General features: G+C 44.7%; 16 protein-coding genes. 13 read left to right on the forward strand and 3 right to left on the reverse strand.

Translation table 11 applies throughout. The annotated features are described in order from the left end of the window. Positions 1-13 precede the first annotated feature (13 nt). The 7 genes from sufB (at position 14) to QFZ77_RS12215 (ending at position 5,954) form a co-directional block, all read left to right on the forward strand. Positions 14-1,411 (forward strand): Fe-S cluster assembly protein SufB, encoded by a 1,398-nt coding sequence (gene sufB / locus QFZ77_RS12185; RefSeq protein ID WP_047676683.1) that lies wholly within the window; start codon positions 14-16, stop codon positions 1,409-1,411. Between the two features lie 235 nt (positions 1,412-1,646). After that, a complete protein-coding gene (locus QFZ77_RS12190) occupies positions 1,647-2,750 on the forward strand; it encodes a C40 family peptidase (RefSeq protein ID WP_307439772.1) in 1,104 nt (367 codons plus the stop codon). A 115-nt stretch (positions 2,751-2,865) separates the two neighbouring features. Then, complete coding sequence (locus QFZ77_RS12195) at positions 2,866-3,087, forward strand: hypothetical protein (protein WP_307439775.1); 222 nt, start codon at positions 2,866-2,868, stop codon at positions 3,085-3,087. Next, positions 3,084-3,722 carry a hypothetical protein gene (locus tag QFZ77_RS12200; RefSeq protein ID WP_307439776.1) on the forward strand — a complete coding sequence of 213 codons (639 nt, stop codon included), beginning with the start codon at positions 3,084-3,086 and terminating at the stop codon, positions 3,720-3,722. Before QFZ77_RS12195 ends, QFZ77_RS12200 begins: the two co-directional genes overlap by 4 nt. Positions 3,723-3,727: 5 nt before the next feature. After that, positions 3,728-4,924, forward strand: a complete 1,197-nt coding sequence (locus QFZ77_RS12205; RefSeq protein WP_307439779.1) for a glutathionylspermidine synthase family protein — start codon at positions 3,728-3,730, stop codon at positions 4,922-4,924. After that, complete coding sequence (locus QFZ77_RS12210; protein WP_307439781.1) at positions 4,921-5,568, forward strand: signal peptide protein; 648 nt, start codon at positions 4,921-4,923, stop codon at positions 5,566-5,568. The genes QFZ77_RS12205 and QFZ77_RS12210 overlap by 4 nt, the downstream gene beginning before the upstream one ends. After that, entirely contained in the window at positions 5,565-5,954 is a 390-nt protein-coding gene (locus QFZ77_RS12215; RefSeq protein WP_307439783.1) for a DUF350 domain-containing protein, read from the forward strand. Before QFZ77_RS12210 ends, QFZ77_RS12215 begins: the two co-directional genes overlap by 4 nt. Here the strand turns inward: QFZ77_RS12215 and QFZ77_RS12220 are convergent, their stop codons facing one another. Genes QFZ77_RS12220 through QFZ77_RS12230 form a run of 3 tightly spaced genes read right to left on the reverse strand, consistent with a single transcriptional unit; the run spans position 5,955 to position 8,838 of the window. Continuing rightward, positions 5,955-7,004, reverse strand: a complete 1,050-nt coding sequence (locus tag QFZ77_RS12220; RefSeq protein ID WP_307439785.1) for an HD-GYP domain-containing protein — start codon at positions 7,002-7,004, stop codon at positions 5,955-5,957. Positions 7,005-7,049: 45 nt separating this feature from the next. Next, positions 7,050-8,114, reverse strand: a complete 1,065-nt coding sequence (locus tag QFZ77_RS12225) for a ThiF family adenylyltransferase (protein ID WP_307439788.1) — start codon at positions 8,112-8,114, stop codon at positions 7,050-7,052. A 22-nt stretch (positions 8,115-8,136) separates the two neighbouring features. Continuing rightward, entirely contained in the window at positions 8,137-8,838 is a 702-nt protein-coding gene (locus QFZ77_RS12230; protein ID WP_307439790.1) for a molybdenum cofactor biosynthesis protein MoaE, read from the reverse strand. A gap of 128 nt (positions 8,839-8,966) precedes the next feature. Between QFZ77_RS12230 and QFZ77_RS12235 the strand changes: the two genes are divergently transcribed. The 6 genes from QFZ77_RS12235 (at position 8,967) to yfkAB (ending at position 16,693) form a co-directional block, all read left to right on the forward strand. Continuing rightward, positions 8,967-9,437, forward strand: a complete 471-nt coding sequence (locus tag QFZ77_RS12235; protein WP_307439792.1) for a hypothetical protein — start codon at positions 8,967-8,969, stop codon at positions 9,435-9,437. A gap of 68 nt (positions 9,438-9,505) precedes the next feature. Beyond that, positions 9,506-10,966: a bifunctional metallophosphatase/5'-nucleotidase gene (locus QFZ77_RS12240; protein ID WP_307439795.1), complete on the forward strand. Its 1,461-nt coding sequence runs from the start codon at positions 9,506-9,508 to the stop codon at positions 10,964-10,966. A gap of 112 nt (positions 10,967-11,078) precedes the next feature. Then, complete coding sequence (locus QFZ77_RS12245) at positions 11,079-11,891, forward strand: undecaprenyl-diphosphate phosphatase (protein WP_307439799.1); 813 nt, start codon at positions 11,079-11,081, stop codon at positions 11,889-11,891. Positions 11,892-12,009: 118 nt separating this feature from the next. Beyond that, complete coding sequence (locus QFZ77_RS12250) at positions 12,010-13,143, forward strand: HD-GYP domain-containing protein (RefSeq protein WP_307439802.1); 1,134 nt, start codon at positions 12,010-12,012, stop codon at positions 13,141-13,143. 64 nt (positions 13,144-13,207) lie between these two features. Next, complete coding sequence (locus QFZ77_RS12255; RefSeq protein ID WP_373462590.1) at positions 13,208-15,436, forward strand: MMPL family transporter; 2,229 nt, start codon at positions 13,208-13,210, stop codon at positions 15,434-15,436. Positions 15,437-15,565: 129 nt separating this feature from the next. Beyond that, complete coding sequence (gene yfkAB, locus QFZ77_RS12260) at positions 15,566-16,693, forward strand: radical SAM/CxCxxxxC motif protein YfkAB (RefSeq protein ID WP_307439807.1); 1,128 nt, start codon at positions 15,566-15,568, stop codon at positions 16,691-16,693. Positions 16,694-16,696: the final 3 nt, after the last annotated feature.

Consider the following 16,696-nt stretch of genomic DNA (forward strand, 5'->3'; position numbering starts at 1 on the left):
GGAGGAATCAACCATGGCTAAACAAATGCCAGATCTCGAGGATTACAAATATGGTTTTAGAGATGAGCACAAATCGATTTTTCAATCGGGTAAAGGCTTAACTCGTGAAATCGTTGAAGAAATCTCCAGAATTAAAGGCGAACCTGAGTGGATGCTTGAGTTTCGTCTGAAATCCCTGGAGCAATTTTTCAAAATGCCAATGCCACGTTGGGGCGGAAATATGGATGATCTGGATTTCGATGATATCCAGTACTATGTAAGACCGTCTGAGAAGCAAGGCAAAACGTGGGAAGAAGTTCCTACAGAAATTAAAGAAACATTCGACAAACTTGGTATTCCAGAAGCGGAACAAAAATTCTTAGCTGGTGTATCTGCTCAGTATGAATCTGAAGTTGTTTACCACAGCATGCAAAAGGAACTTGAAGACCAAGGCGTTATCTTTACGGATACGGATTCGGCTCTTCGGGAATACCCAGAGCTGTTCAGACAATATTTCGGAACTATTATTCCACCGAGCGACAATAAATTCGCTGCGTTGAATAGTGCGGTATGGTCCGGCGGTTCGTTCATTTATGTCCCTAAAGGCGTGAAATGTGAAGTTCCTTTACAAGCGTACTTCCGTATTAACTCCGAGAACATGGGGCAATTCGAGCGTACATTGATCATTACGGATGAAGAAAGTTTTGTACATTATGTAGAGGGCTGTACAGCTCCTATTTACAGCACAAACTCCCTTCATAGTGCGGTAGTTGAAATCGTATGTCTCAAAAACTCCCGTGCGCGTTACACAACGATTCAAAACTGGGCACCGAACATCTACAACCTCGTTACCAAACGTGCGGTTGCAGAAGAAGGCGCTACAATGGAATGGGTCGATGGTAACATTGGATCCAAGCTTACGATGAAGTACCCTGCTGTTGTGCTGAAAGGCCGCGGCGCTAAAGGGATGGTTCTTTCCATCGCTGTAGCTGGTAAAGGACAACACCAAGATGCTGGCGCGAAAATGACGCATCTGGCGCCTGATACAACTTCAACGATCGTATCCAAATCGATCTCCAAGCACGGTGGTAAAGTAACGTACCGTGGTCTAGCTTCCTTTGGACGCAACTCACAAGGTTCCAAAGCGAACATCAAATGTGATACCTTGATTCTCGATAACGAGTCAACGTCAGATACGATTCCTTATAACGAAATCATGAACGACAACATTACGCTTGAGCATGAAGCAACAGTATCCAAGGTATCTGAGGACCAATTGTTCTACCTCATGAGCCGCGGTCTTACTGAGGCTGAAGCGACGCAAATGATCGTTATGGGCTTCATCGAGCCGTTCACGAAAGAACTTCCGATGGAATATGCCGTAGAAATGAATCGTCTCATTAAATTTGAGATGGAAGGTTCCATCGGTTAATCGATATGTACAACTTAAAGCGTGCCCGAGATCCTCGGGCACGCTTTTTTTAAAGTGAATACTTGTCTAGCAAATAAGTCTCTCTGATCAGAAAACCTGCCATATCAATCACTCTTTCATTCAATATATTCCCAAGATGATCCAAGCCGTTCAAATGGCCTTTTATGCATATTTATAAGCCACTTGTCTCACTCTATAGAGGATAATTATGTGTTCCTAAAGGAGAATAGAAGCGATGTGGAAAAAACTGAAAGTAGCAGCAATTGGTAGCATAGTAGTCATGATGGCAACTACAACCGCTTGTGGGAGGAATAATGTCAGACCCAATAATGCAGCACCAACGCAGAATCCTACCGCACAGTCAGGAACAGGCAATATGCAGTCTCAAAGCTTGTCACAAGCAGGACAAGGAACGACATTAGGTAATGATGACGCTGTTGTACCCATTAAAGTGATTAACAATGTAAATTATGTAGCTGCACGTGAACTCATCCAAACCCTAAAGTTCCAGTCAAACTGGGAAGAAGGAAATCAGAAGCTGTTAATTGGCGATAATGACGCAAACTTCGAAGTGACGATGAATTCGACGAAAGCCATGAAAGATGGTGCAGAAATCCGAGTTAGCCAACCCTTTATCAAGGAAGGTGATTCGGCTTACTTGCCAGTCTCCGCTTTGGCAGATTTGTTTCAAGAAGATATGTCATATGAAGTACAGAATGGCCAATTGTTGATTCATGCTGCTCCGGTTGCTCCAATTGAGCGTGAAGATGACACTGACCCCCGCGGTAACACAGCGGAGCTTGAGTTTGGCGATGATCCAACGGATCCTTTCAAAGGTGAAGGTACGGGAGCGAACCCGGCATCAATGCTACAGGATGAGGATGACCTTGAGGTGTGGTCACCTAATAATCATGAAGAAGTAATTCCGGTTCTAAAGAACATTGATATTAATTCAATGATTAACAAAGGCAAGCAATATTTAGGTGTGAAATATTTATTCGGCACAGGACCTTATCCGCAAACAGGAAAATTTGATTGCTCGACATTTACTCAATATGTTTTTGGAAAATATGGTGTAAAGCTACCAAGGCTTGCTCGTCAACAAGCGGCGCAAGGAAATTTGGTTAGCCGAAAGTCCTTACGCAAAGGTGATTTGATGTTTTTCTATGTACCAGGTCGATTCAAAACCAATAAAACAATTGGACATGTTGGTATTTATATAGGCAACATGCAAATGCTTCATGCTTCACCTAAACCAAAGGATGGCGTTCAGATTACTAATATCAATAAAGCGTATTGGAAATCAACGTTTCTACGAGCAAAACGTGTAGCTTATTAGTCCGTTGAAGTCTATCCTTAGGGGTAGACTTCTTTTATTTTTCATTGAACTGAAACAAAAGTTCTGTTCGTGCGTTTTATCTAGTATGAAGTCTTGAATGGAGGAAGATGAAACGATGAATATTACGCTCTTCGAAAAATTAGTGGACGGACAACTGCAAAAAATTAGTGAACGCCCATGGGATGAACAACTCATTCAGGCCTTAAATGTAGCTAACTTTGTTCTTATTGGCGGTAAGGAATATGAAATGATCGAAGGAAGACTGAACTTAGATCTTAATGTTTTTGAGCTTTTGTTGGTTACAGTAGGCTCAGAAGGGGGAGGGAAAAGGCAGTGAAACGACCGCTTAAAGTGCTTTCAACCTCTATAGGCATCATGCTCGTTAGTCATTTGCTGCTGCTATCAGCGCATGCCGCGGAGTCTCCTAACCCGAGTGCTGCTGGAGCAGGATCATCTAAGCTGGTTGAATGGTCTTCAGAAGACGTCAAAGCTTATTACGACCCTTCAGTTGACTGGAGTTTGCCCGTGCCTGTGCTATCGGATAATAAAACGACGTCGCCTTCTCCGTCTCCTACGCCTGTAGCAGGGGGGAGCTCAACGGGCTCAGGAGGAAGTACAACCCCAATCATTGTGAATCAGGTATCCGGTGGTGGTGGTTTTGGCTGGGATGATCTATTACTGTACCATTTGATCTTTAATACGGTAAGTCCTTACTCATCGAGTAGTTGGGGAAGCAATCACCGCTCCTATCATTATCGTTCCAATACACCATATGTGACGAAAACCTATCAACCGAGTTCGTTCTCGAATCGATCCACAACGAAGACACCAACAACCTCAAGTGGAACTGGCACGTTTACATCCAATAATAAGTCATCGTCAAGTACCAAATCAACCTCAACCTCTTCCGGTAGTATTGGCGGTAAATCAAGTGGTTTCAGCTCTTCGTCAAGCTCCAGTTCAGGAGGTTAATTTCTGTGATATATGAAGTCATAGGAACACCTTCTGCCGACAGAGATCATAGGGTGCTGCAGCTGGCGAGCCTTGGTTTTACATGGGCAGATATGGAAGATGAAGCGTACTGGATTGACCAACTTGTGGTCATGCAGCGACATGCATACGTAGAACTTATTAATGCAGCTGGAGTTTTGTGGCGCGTGTTTGATAAGACGGTTCGTTATGTAAAAGGGAAGAGGGATTTATATGAGCTCTTATCTATTCCTGAAGTGCTGTGGGATGGGTTAGATCGGCTCGAGCCCGATGCCGCGGGCTTCATTAGTCGATATGCAAGATTTGATTTTACCGTGAATCAGCAAGGTGAAATTAAGCTTTTAGAGCTGAACGCAGATACACCTACGGGGTATGTAGAAGCAGCGATCGCTACACCCTGGTTATGTGATCAAATGGGAATAGAATCACCGAACCGTGCTATGAAAGAACTAATCCGCTCAGCGTGGGAGATCGAAGCGCCTGACTTTGCTGCCTGCATCGCATATGGAAAGCATGTTGAAGATACAGGAACCATAGATGCACTTGTAGCGCATAGCGGAAGAAGGGTGACCTGTGTCGATTGCTTGGATTTATGGATCGACGAAGGCGTCGTTAAGGTCGGAGAGAACCAAATCATCAGCAAAATGTTTGCGCTATATCCGAAGGAGTGGATGGGCATTGATGATGGAGGAGAGGCCTTCTCCTATGCGATTGAAGAACAACTCATACAACTTTTCAATCCATTGCACGCGGTCATCTTGCAGTCTAAAGGGTTGCAAGCCATCATATGGGGCTTGCATGAGGAAGGCGCAGTATTGTTCACCTCAGATGAACATGAGGCAATAAGGACCTATATGCTGCCTACTTATATGACGCCTGATCTTACAGGTGATTACGTGTCCAAATCCATGTTCGGTAGAGAAGGCGGCTCGGTTGAGTTATATAACACGCAGGGTGAATTAGAGGTCAAAGATGAAGTTGGCTTTGATACGAGTGTGTTTTTCAAACGTGTGTATCAGCAGCGAGCCGATTTGCCCGAGCTAACTTTTGCTCATGGAAATAAACATTTATTAACAGGTCTCTTTGTCCTTAATGGAACACCGTGTGGATTATTAGGTAGAGCGGGTGGGATGATTACAGGAAATGCTAGTCAATTTGTAGCGATAGGAGTGAAAGAGTCTTGAAACAAGGACGATTTTGGCTAATGGCAGCGGGCTTCGTTGTATGCATCCTAATCATTTGGGGCATTAGCAGTGCTTTTCATAAGAAGCCAGCTGTCCTGAGTAAGGCGACGGTGGGAAGTCCGGCAAGCACAAGCGATAGGAATGGTGAAGTACCGTGGGATTACCAAGTACAGCAGGCAAAAGTAGGGGATTTATTGGATGGAGATATGGTTCTGCTGCCGAATAATGAACGGATTTCAAACGATCAAAATTTTGCTACAGGGGACCAAGTGTGGGTACTGAGCTATATGCAGGCAACAATGAAAACGGATAATCAAGGAAAGAACGATGTGACACTTTCGCAATGGAAGCCAATTAAGACATTTAAAACGAAAGAAGAAGCTGAAAAAGATTTGGCGGAGTTAAAAATAGAAATAAAGACGGATGTGAAATTAGTTGGGGTTTACAAAACGGAGCAGGATGGCAAATTCCGCTATTTCGCGGTTACTGATCTACCAACAGGACAGAAAGTGAAGCAGCCCATTCCTGAGGAACGCTATGTAAGCTTTAAAAACAAGAAGGAAGTACAGGTTATTCTAGAGGAAGTACACGATTACAGCAATTTTGATCAATCCATGGCGAAATTTCGGGGGTGGGCAGAATGATTGTTTTGGATATTGTAATTAGTTTATTTGTGATTGTGCTGCTGCAATTCGCAGGTATGTATGTGTTTAGTTTAATGACGCCCTACCGCGATATGGAGGAAATAAACAACGGCAATGTAGCTGTCGGTATTACCATGGGTGGTAAATTTGTAGCTACGGCGATTGTTTTAGCTATTGCAGCTTACACAAATTCATCGATTTGGCATATGAGCTTATGGTTCGCGGTAGGGTATGTATGTTTGGTTGCTACGTATTGGATCTTTGATTGGCTTACACCTGGTGTGAAGCTATCTGATCAACTAAAGCAAGGGAATGTAGCGGTTGGCACGCTGCTAGCTGCTGTCTATATTGGAATCGCAATTGCAGTTAGCAGTCTTATTATTTAATTAGATCGCGATTTTCGTTATTTCTACGTCGCCAAGCAGTGATAGATCCAAGAATTGATTATTAATGTTAATGAGCGGTCGGAAGATATCAGTTGGATTTGTCATGACGATCGTACCGACGCGTCCGTCACTGAGTGACACTTTCTTACCGATAAAATTAGGAATCATGTTGCGGATAAATACTTGCGTTATTTTCGGATCAAGCTGACCAAAACTCATGCGGTGCAGTTCCTTTAGTACGATCAAAAGATCACGTTTTTGCTGGTAAACCCGGTTGCAGATCATAGCACTGTAAACGTCTGCAACCGAAATTATAAGTGAGTACGAATGGATTTCTGTACTTTTTTTGCGTAAAGGATAGCCTGTACCATCCATACGTTCATGGTGCTCTAGAGCAACGAGAGCAAGGGTATTGTCATTAAAGGATTTTTTGATGATATCATAACCATATATCGTATGTTTCTGAATTTCATTGTACTCATCGTTGGTTAGCTTTGCAGGCTTATGTAGAATGTCCGAATGGATTTTGCTTTTACCAATATCGTGGAGATAGCCTGCTTTTCCAACATGAAGGGCTTCCTTCTCGCTTTTATTCATCCACTTGGCAATATAGTAGGATAACATACCTACTTGCACACTGTGTTGGTACGTATAATCATCGTTGCTGTTCAAAGAAAGCAGTAACGAAACAACGTCTTTCTCTTCTTGAAAGCTTTCTATCATCGGATTGAAAGCGGATTCTATAAGTTCATTATCAATAGATTCCCCGTTTTCGACGGCAGCAAATAAATCTTTTATACCGGTGATTGCATCGTTAAAAGAGTGTAATTGCTTGCTATTTGCTTGGCGGACTGTTGGCTCTTCAAGCTCATTTACGGCTTCATTCCCTCTAGGGTGTATGTCTACATACTCTACACTGTGGCGATTGAGCATCAAAATATCTCCCGCATCGACGACAGTGCCTGATGAAAGAAGATGAAGTCCTACCATATTGTAGGAATCAGAAATAAGTTTATCACCAACAATAAGTTGAAGTACATGTATACGCATAGAAGCTCCTCTCCTAGTCCTATAATCCGTAGGTATATAGTTATACTACATCCCAATATATCGGCTGTAAAGACTTTTAGCCTGAATTAAATTTTCGGTTCCTTGGATGAGAACACGGCCATCTGGAAAGATGATCATGTGCAAATCCGGGGCTGCTTGGAATTTTAAAAGGAAGCGATTTTTCTCTACAGGACCAAATGGTTTTAATCGCTCTTCCCAATATTCAAGCGGTTTATCGGAAGGAATTACCGGGTGAATCTGGACGGAATTACGACCGCATAAGGATTGAATCGTGTCACTTTCCACACCGATTTCTAAGTAATCGTACTGCTTCATTGCGCAGGCGGGACAGTCTGATTTAAGCGCACCTGCTACACTAATCGCCGAATTCTGATTGAACCATAAGTCCCATTGCTGCATTCTAAGATTAAGCTGTTCGTTCGCGCCAACAAGCAATTTAAGAGCTTCCGTTGCTTGAAAGGAAGCTACAACATGAATGATTCCGCCAATAACGCCAGCAGTATCGCAGGTTTCAGTTGTGCCTGCGGCGGGTGCTTGTGAGAAAAGGCAGCGAAGGCAAGGTGTTTGTCCCGGGATGATCGTCAAAGAGACTCCTCTAGAGGCGACCGCACCGCCATAAATCCAAGGAATTCCTAGTTTGATACTCACATCGTTAATGAGGAAGCGAACCGAGAAGTTATCGGTTCCATCTAGAATTAAATCTACATCACTTAACAGCTGTTCAGCATTCAAGGAATTCAGATCGGTTACATGAGGTTCAATCGTTACCTGTGAATTCACGAGTTGTAACCGTTTTGCTGCAGCAATCGCTTTGGGTGTAGTGCTAGCTGCATCCTCTTCATCGTATAGCATTTGCCGTTGTAAGTTGCTAGTATCGACAAAATCACGATCGATCAATCGGACGTAACCGACCCCTGCGCGAACCATATGGTTGGCAAGAACGGTGCCTAGAGCACCCATTCCTACGATAGCAACTCGACTTCCCCCGAGTTTGCGCTGTCCTTCTTTGCCAATGGGGGAAAACAGGACTTGTCTGGAATAGCGCGTATCAACGCCATCATTTTGATCTATATGTAGATGTGTGTCCAAGTGTGGTCATCTCCAGTCTGGTTTATTCGAATTGCGGCGTTTGGAGCGGGTTCCAGGGACCTGTTTGGCTACCTTTCCACTCCGAACCATCTTCCCATATTTCTTTTTTCCAAATGGGTACGATTTGTTTCAGGCGTTCAATCGCATACCGACTCGCTTCATAACAATGGACTCGATGCGGGGATGAAACGGCAATAACGACGCTAGCTTCGGCAATAGCGACCTTGCCCAAACGGTGTGTAATTGCACAAAGCGTGCCTGGCCACTGATTTTCTATCTCTTCACCGATGGTTTCCATGGTTTTGAGTGCCATCGGTATATAAGCTTCATATTCCAAAAGGACGGTCCGCTGCCCATAGGTCATCTCTCTTGTTGTCCCTATGAAGGCAAGCGAAGCGCCGTGATTAGGGTGGTTGACTTTAGAAGCTACCTCGGCTGGATCAATCGTATCGTGGGTGATTTCATACTTAGATGGTTGACCGCCTGACACAGGGGGAATCAGTGCAATTTCATCTGCAGCGGTGACGATGTCCTGATCTCCGGCATAGGCTTGATTTTTAGCAAAAAAACAGGTCGCAAGTGGAGTGGAAGCTGCCGGATAGGCTGCTGTAATCTGCTGTTTGAGCTGCTCAATAGAAATGGATTCTTGTTCGATATCTATAATTAGGACGGAAGTCCCGAATAGGTCTACCAATCCTGCAAAGAGTTGGATGTGTATGTTCACGGCTCTGCTCCTAATGGCTTAGTTGTTGGAATCCCTTACAGCATATCATATTTTGACCTGAAAATGGTATAATGGGTAGAGCATTTGGATCACAAATGGCGTTTAGGGATGAAAGGGGAAATGTATTCATGCAAGAAGATTTACGCATACAAGTGTCAGACCAACATATAAAAAATGAAGCATTCACGATATCCGAGATGGTTGCTCTTGCTGAGCAGCAGTTATCACTCCAGGACCGTGTACCGAATGTGCAGGGAGATGCCTTTGATTTGAAATCGTGGTATCGGAGCTGGAAAAGAAGCCGTAATGAGGGGCATGCTGAAGAACCTACGCATCTGAAAGTGGAGGCAGTAGACGAATTTGAAGCACTAATGCCTTGGTCACAATTAGATTCTGCTTTAATTCTATACGCGCAAGATGGACAGGCGCTCAAGAAAGGTTATCCGATTCGTCTTTATGTGCCAGATGGCAGCAGTGAATGTCTCAATGTCAAAAGTGTTGTCAAAATATGGTTTCTTCATGATCAGGCGCTCGGGGAAGAAGCGACTTTCGGCTTCAAAAACAGAGTGGCACTTGATGAGCTAAAATTCAAGAAATGAGAGGAGATTCTGCTGCATAAGATTAGACATGCTTCGGATCTGACTTACAAAGAAAAGAGGTGAACGGAGTGTCTGAGCCCTTGCAACGACTCGTTATTTTACATACGAATGACATTCATAGTCATTTTGAACAGATGCCCAAAATTAGCGCATACTTTGATCGCGTACGTCGGCTGTGGCCAGCTGATCAGGTATTGACACTTGATATTGGCGATCATATGGACAGGATGCGCCCTGAAACGGAAGGCACGAATGCTTCTGCCAACTTGGAAATTATGAACGCGACCGGCTACGAAGCGATGGTCATGGGTAATAATGAAGGGCTAACGTTCACACCGGAATTGTTAAGAACGGTTGTGAAGGAGCATGCCAAATTCCCAATTATAGGAAGCAATATTGTAGAAGTGGCGACGAATAAGACGCCGGATTGGATGCTTTCTACACTTACGATTGAGAAATCGGGTCTCAGCATTGGCATCATTGGGGTAACAGCTGCTTACCAAGCGTACTATGAATTGCTTGGATGGTATGTAACGGACCCAATCGAAGCTGTAAAGGTTTATACTAGGCTTCTGCGCCCAAGGGTGGATATCATTATTGTCATGTCCCACTTGGGATTGCGCTCGGATCAACGCATGGCTGAGGAGCTGGAAGGCATCGATGTGATCCTCGGCGGCCATACGCATCATGTACTTGAGGAGCCGCTCCTGCTCGGCGGCACCTATATTTGCGCCGCCGGCAAGTTCGGTCAGTACGCCGGCCATATTGAACTTGCCTACGATCCGGCGCAGCGCCGGATCGTGGAGCTCCAAGGGCGCGTCGTCCCTATGACGGACGCAAGTGAAGAAGACAGCAGTGTTACCACGCTGCTGGAGCACTACCGCATCGCCAGCGCAGCGGCGCTGGATGCGGAGGTGGCGCAGCTGCGGGAACCGCTGCGCCTTGATTGGTACGGTGAATCCCCGCTAGGCAACTTGCTTGCCGCAGGGATTCGCCGCTGGACCAGCGCCGAGATCGGGCTGGTCAATAGCGGCCAACTCCTTCAGGGACTGAAGGAGGGGCGCCTGACACGAGGCAGATTGCTGGAAATCTGCCCGGGGCCGATCAACCCCTGCCGCATGCTGCTCAGCGGGGCAGACCTGCTCCAAGCGCTCGAAGAGTCGCTGCTTGGCGAGTTCATGGAGAAGCCGATCCGCGGCTTCGGCTTCCGTGGCGAGGTGCTGGGCGTGCTGTGTGTCGACGGATTGACCGTCATGACCGACAGCACCAAAGCACCTTACGAACGCATCATCGCTGTGAACGTGGGCGATGAGCCTTTAGACCTTAGCCGTGACTATGTCGTTGGTACGATCGACATGTTTACTTTCGGCTCAGGTTACTTATCACTCGGCCGCGGTAAGCAGGTGACGTATATGCTGCCTGAATTTATCCGTGATGTACTAGCTTCTGAGCTTCGTGATGAAGATGCGATAGTAAGCAGTCATTTCCTACGATTTACGGATAGAAGACCTCCTACTAATAATGAATAAGTCGAACAACCACGACCTTTGTCGAAGGAGTTGTCAGATCTACCAAGTTACAGGTAGAATAGATAATTGGACAGGAGTACATCTATAAACTCTCAACTCATAGGGGGAAACCATGCATACTATTTTTGAAGCGATCATCATTGGGATCGTAGAGGGATTGACCGAGTTTTTACCGGTTTCTTCTACGGGGCATATGATTCTAGCACAAAGCTTATTAAACACCCAAAATGATGAAGTAATGAAAACCTTTGATTTTGTCATCCAACTTGGCGCCATTATGGCCGTCGTCCTCATTTATTGGAAACGGATTTTATCTTTATTCGGGTTAGCGAAAAGGAAAAGCGAGAGTAAGACAGGAAAGAAACTAAACTTGCTGCATATTCTTATTGGGATCGTTCCAGCAGGGATCATCGGCGTCTTGTTTAATGATATCGTCGACGAGAAGCTTTTTAACGCAACTACCGTGTTGATTGGGCTTGTTCTTGGAGGTATCCTGTTAATCATTGCAGAGAAGAAGAAGGAACAGCCGAGTGCTGTAGTTTTGGATGATTTGACTTATCGTCAAGCGTTCTTCATCGGTTTGTGGCAATTAGTTTCCATTTGGCCAGGATTCTCCCGGTCTGGATCGACAATCGCGGGTGGAATGCTGTCCGGCGTAAGCCGCGCTGCTTCTGCCGACTTCACTTTTATTATGGCGATTCCAATTATGTTTGGAGCTTCAGGTGTCTACTTTCTTAAAAACTACGAAGCACTTTCTTCGAATGACTTAGGTTTCTTTATAGTCGGTTTTGTCGTTGCATTCATCGTTGCTTTGTTGGCTGTTGTTTCTTTCATCAAGTTTGTTCAAAATATGAAATTAACGTATTTTGCTTACTATCGGTTTGCGGTAGCCATTATTTTCGCTCTTTATATGTTCTTAAAGTAATAATTACTGTTTCATTTATCGAACCGCGTCGAATGATGCGGTTTTTTTTATTGAACTTTTTTGTGAAATCTATTACATTTAGATAGAAAGTAACGCTCACCTATTCGGGGGTCCTGAAATGCTGTTAATGCCGATCAACATGTGTCATCCTGGAATGAGGTTGGCCAAGAATATTTACAACGACGATGGTATGGTCCTGCTGGCCGTTAATGTTGAGCTTTCTCAGAGACTCATTGATCGACTTTTTACATACGGAATCGACTACATATATATTCAAGATTCTCGGACCAATGACATCATTCAAGAGGATGTCATTCAAGATGAAACGAGAACGAAGGCTGTTCTCGAAATCCGTAACACCTTTAAGAAGGTTATGGAAGACTCGAACAAACGCGGAGCCGTTCATTATTATGATATCGGACGTAATTTCCGTGATGTGATGAAAATGATTATTGACGATCTAAGCGCTCATCAAGGGGCTATGGTTATGCTCAATAATATGAATGTGAAGGATAATTACTTATTTCAGCATTCTGTGAATGTAAGTATTTATGCCATCATGCTGGGAATTAGCTTTGGGTACAGTCGTGAGAACCTTGAAACACTCGGATTAGGCGCTTTGCTTCACGATATTGGTAAGACGAAAGTACCACTTGGTATTCTTCGCAAGCCTTCGCAACTGACCGAGCAAGAGTTTACCGAGATGAAGAATCATACGACATACGGTTTTAACATTTTGAAAGACGAACCGAACATTCCTCTTTTGTCTGCACATTGTGCTCTTCAGCACCATGAGCGAATTAACGGAAGCGGTTATCCGCGTGGGATTCAAGGTACAGAAATCAACGAATTTGCCAAATGGGTTGGGTTAGTCGATTCTTATGATGCTATGACGACAACAAGAGTATATAGAAGACCTTTACTGCCGCATGAAGCTATGGAGCAACTGTTCGCGGGCTCAGGCACGATGTATGATCAAAGTCAGATTGCCTTATTCCGTGATAAAATCGCGATTTACCCATTAGGCATAACCGTTCGATTGAATACTGGGGAGTTTGGCATCGTATCTAAGTTAAACGTAACCGTACCTCATAGGCCGATCGTTCGCGTGCTTGAGGATCAATCCGGTCAAGAGCTAAAGGAACCATACGAAATTGATCTGTCAACGAAGCTTTCTACATTAATTTCAGAAATTGGGGAAATTAAAGTAGGCGAATTTGATCCGGATGAAAGTATGCCGACCATATTTTAAGATAAAATATAGATAACAAGCCTGAAGAACCTGGGAATCCAGGTTCTTTTTGCAAATTAGGGGGATGCATGTGAGAGAAACAGCTGTGAAAGGGAAGTTTTGGAGATGGGGATATGCGATGCATCGTTTCCGCTGGCTCGTGCTTATTATTGGCGTGCTTCTGCTTCTCAGCTTTGCTATTTTTGCTCAGAAAACACCGGGTATGCTCAAAGACAACGGCTTTACGCCTAAAGGTAGTGAGTCCGATCGTGGCCTAATTCAACTGCGGGATGAGCTTGGTGTCCCACTTACGATGCTGAACCTGGTTTATACGGGGGAAGGGCTCGATATGACGGACAAAGTCCATCAACAAGCCATTATGGATTCGCTTAGTGAACTTACGAAGCTGCCCTATGTTGAAAGTGTGAAATTCGTCGCGACACCTCGTAACGAGGGTCATCGGGATGTACTGGCCGTAACTGTGTCTCTTAATCTTGATACCGACCCTGCTCTGGAGAAGTATCCGGAGCTTAAGGAACGCGTGCACCCGCCCAATGGCATGAATGTCTATGTGACTGGTGGACCTGCTATTTTGCATGATATGCAGGAAGCGAGTAAACATGACATTGCCAAATCAGAAGCGATTGGTTTGCCGATTGCGCTGATTGTATTATTAATCGTGTTTGGCACCCTAGTCGCCGCGCTATTGCCTATGATCGTTGGGCTTATGAGCGTTACCCTTACATTAGGGATTACCTATTTTATCGCGCAGCACCAATCCTTATCGAATTTCCTTCCGAATATGGTGACGATGCTCGGTCTTGCCGTAGGAATTGATTACGCTTTGTTTCTCGTCAGTCGCTTTCGAGAGGAACTCAAGGTACAGAAGAATGTGGCTGAAGCTGTGGCCATGACTTGTCAGACTGCGGGTAAATCGATCTTTTTTTCCGGTATAGCAGTGCTGATTGGGCTGCTTGGCATGCTGTTTGTAGATCTCACCTTTTTCCGCTCCTTGTGTTTGGGCGGTGTAATTGTCGTTTCGATATCCGTTATAGTCGCGAATACGATGCTGCTGTCGCTTCTCGGTATACTTGGTGAGCGAATTAACTCTTTGCAGGTCGTTCCTAAACGATTTCGCAAGCAAGAAACGTCCCGCTTTTGGGAACGAATCGCTTATGCTGTAATGAAAAGGCCCGTTCTATTAGTTGTCATCGTCGGCGGTGCCCTAATCTACACCATGACCCCGATGGGTCATATAAAGTTAAATGTACCGAATGCTGAGGTGCTGCCTCCCAGCTACGAATCCCGATATGGCTCGGAATTATTGAAAGCCGCCTATGATCCACGTATGATGGGACCTATCCAAATTGTTATTCATACGGAAGGAGAAGTTTGGAAAGAGGCTTCGATTCGTCAAATTCGAGCTTATAGTGAACAGGTTAAAGGGATATCCGGTGTAAAAGAAGTACAAAGTTTTATCAGTTCACTAGGTCAACATTCGGATGCCGAGTTAGCAGTCATGCTAAGGGATTCAAGTGTCAAAGCACAAATAGAAAGCAATAAATTTGCAAAAGGAAACACGGCTCTGATGGTTGTAGTGCCTGAGAAAGATACCGATGATCCTACGACGGATGGCCTTGTCCGAGAACTTCGCAGCTTAAGTAAGGACGGACTTGATATTGCAGTCACTGGCGGACCGGCTTATAGGCTGGATATTATAGATCGCATTCAGAATGAAATTCCGGAAGTATTAACGTTTGTGATGGGGATTACCTACATCGTACTGTTGCTTGCCTTTAGGTCCGTTTTGCTGCCGCTCAAGGCTGTATTAATGAACATGCTCAGTCTTGGCGCGAGTCTCGGTGTTGTTGTGTTAGTATTCCAGCATGGCTACATGGCTGATTTGCTGCACATAACGTCCATTGGTTATGTCAGTGCAACGCTGCCAGTTATCATTTTTTGTGTAGTGTTTGGCATATCCATGGATTATGAAGTATTCCTGATTTCTCGCATTATGGAGGAGTATGAGGCAAGCGGTGACAATGATAAGAGTACGGCTGAAGGGCTTAAGAAAACGGGAAGCTTAATAACAAGCGCTGCTTTCATATTAGTTGTAGTTGTAGGATCATTTATTTTTACAGATATCGAAATCATGAAGGCGTTGGGGCTCGGTCTAGGTCTCGCTGTTCTGATCGATGCGACCATAGTTCGAGTGATGCTCGTTCCTGCACTCATGAAACTGCTTGGGGATGCGAACTGGTGGGCACCTAAGTGGCTGCGAATGAATTTGCAACCGAAAGCAGAGAAACACTAGCGGGGCTTCACAATAACTTGCCGCCGTTTCCTTTTTTACGAATCATAAGTTACAATAAAGGGCATAGGTATAGGCATGATAGGAACAATTAGCTTGTGAATAGGAAATGATAGGTCAGGTGTAAACAGCATGAATATGAATGGAACAAGCTCCATCCTACCGGAGCTAACCCCCGCTTACGATCCATGGGACCCTATTCGGTCTTATCGCAAATACGGGAAACAAGTACTAACAAGTGTAGAGCTTACAATAACGAATTTGTGCAATATGCGATGTGAGCATTGTGCGGTTGGGGATTCGTTAACCATGTCGGAAGGGCCGCGTATTCCCTTGCCGATCATTTTGAAGCAGCTGGACCAGGTTGAGCATTTAGAAACGATCAGTTTGACCGGAGGAGAGCCTTCGTATCACATCAAGATCGTCAAAGACTATATGCTGCCAATCCTTAAATATGCACGAGAGCGCGGTATTCGCACACAAATCAATTCTAATTTAACGCTTGACTTAGCCAGGTATGAACTTCTCGCTCCTTATCTGGATGTCATGCATATTTCTTTCAATTACTTGAATGCTGACGATTTCCATCAAGTCGGCTTTGTGAATAGCGGGCATCCTGTTGGTTATGATACCGCGGCGCGAATGTATGAACGCATGGTTGATAACACGATCGCGCTTAGCAAAGGTGGACTTTATGTCTCAGCGGAATCAATGATTAATACACGCACACATGAGAAATTACCGCAGATTCATAAGCTGATTGGGGAAATGGGCTGCAAGCGCCATGAGGTTCACCCGATGTATGCCAGTTCCTTTGCTTCTCATCTTCCTATGGTATCTCTGGACGAGTTAAGAACGAGCATTCATCGGTTGTTAGACAGCCGGAATCGTGACATGTGGATGCTGTTTGGCACACTGCCATTCTTTGCTTGCAACGATCTTCAAGAGGACAGAATATTGGTTAAAAGGCTTCGCGAGGAGCCTAATGTAACTGTACGTAATGATCCGGATGGACGCAATCGCTTGAATGTGAGCACTTTTACTGGAGAAGTGTTCGTCACGGATTTTGCAAATGAACCACCTTTAGGTAATATACATGATGACCAGTTAGATACCATTTTTGCCCGTTGGGAGAATAATCCGCTGAATCAGCGTGTAAACTGCTTCTGCAGCAGTGCTGCTTGTTGTGGCCCTAACCTGCTGGTAGCCGAATCGTATTACCGTTCTGTTGATTTCAAAAGCCGCAAAGCTATCATCTAATCA

Source organism: Paenibacillus sp. V4I3, from assembly GCF_030817215.1.
Classification (GTDB): domain Bacteria; phylum Bacillota; class Bacilli; order Paenibacillales; family NBRC-103111; genus Paenibacillus_E.

Excerpts from the sequence above, each read along its gene's own strand:
- QFZ77_RS12190 (WP_307439772.1), top strand. The coding sequence starts at position 1,647 with ATGTGGAAAAAACTGAAAGTAGCAGCAATTGGTAGCATAGTAGTCATG.
- QFZ77_RS12255 (WP_373462590.1), top strand. The coding sequence starts at position 13,208 with ATGCATGTGAGAGAAACAGCTGTGAAAGGGAAGTTTTGGAGATGGGGA.
- yfkAB (WP_307439807.1), top strand. The coding sequence starts at position 15,566 with ATGAATATGAATGGAACAAGCTCCATCCTACCGGAGCTAACCCCCGCT.
- QFZ77_RS12220 (WP_307439785.1), bottom strand. The coding sequence starts at position 7,004 with ATGCGTATACATGTACTTCAACTTATTGTTGGTGATAAACTTATTTCT.
- sufB (WP_047676683.1), top strand. The coding sequence starts at position 14 with ATGGCTAAACAAATGCCAGATCTCGAGGATTACAAATATGGTTTTAGA.
- QFZ77_RS12195 (WP_307439775.1), top strand. The coding sequence starts at position 2,866 with ATGAATATTACGCTCTTCGAAAAATTAGTGGACGGACAACTGCAAAAA.
- QFZ77_RS12245 (WP_307439799.1), top strand. The coding sequence starts at position 11,079 with ATGCATACTATTTTTGAAGCGATCATCATTGGGATCGTAGAGGGATTG.
- QFZ77_RS12235 (WP_307439792.1), top strand. The coding sequence starts at position 8,967 with ATGCAAGAAGATTTACGCATACAAGTGTCAGACCAACATATAAAAAAT.
- QFZ77_RS12250 (WP_307439802.1), top strand. The coding sequence starts at position 12,010 with ATGCTGTTAATGCCGATCAACATGTGTCATCCTGGAATGAGGTTGGCC.
- QFZ77_RS12215 (WP_307439783.1), top strand. The coding sequence starts at position 5,565 with ATGATTGTTTTGGATATTGTAATTAGTTTATTTGTGATTGTGCTGCTG.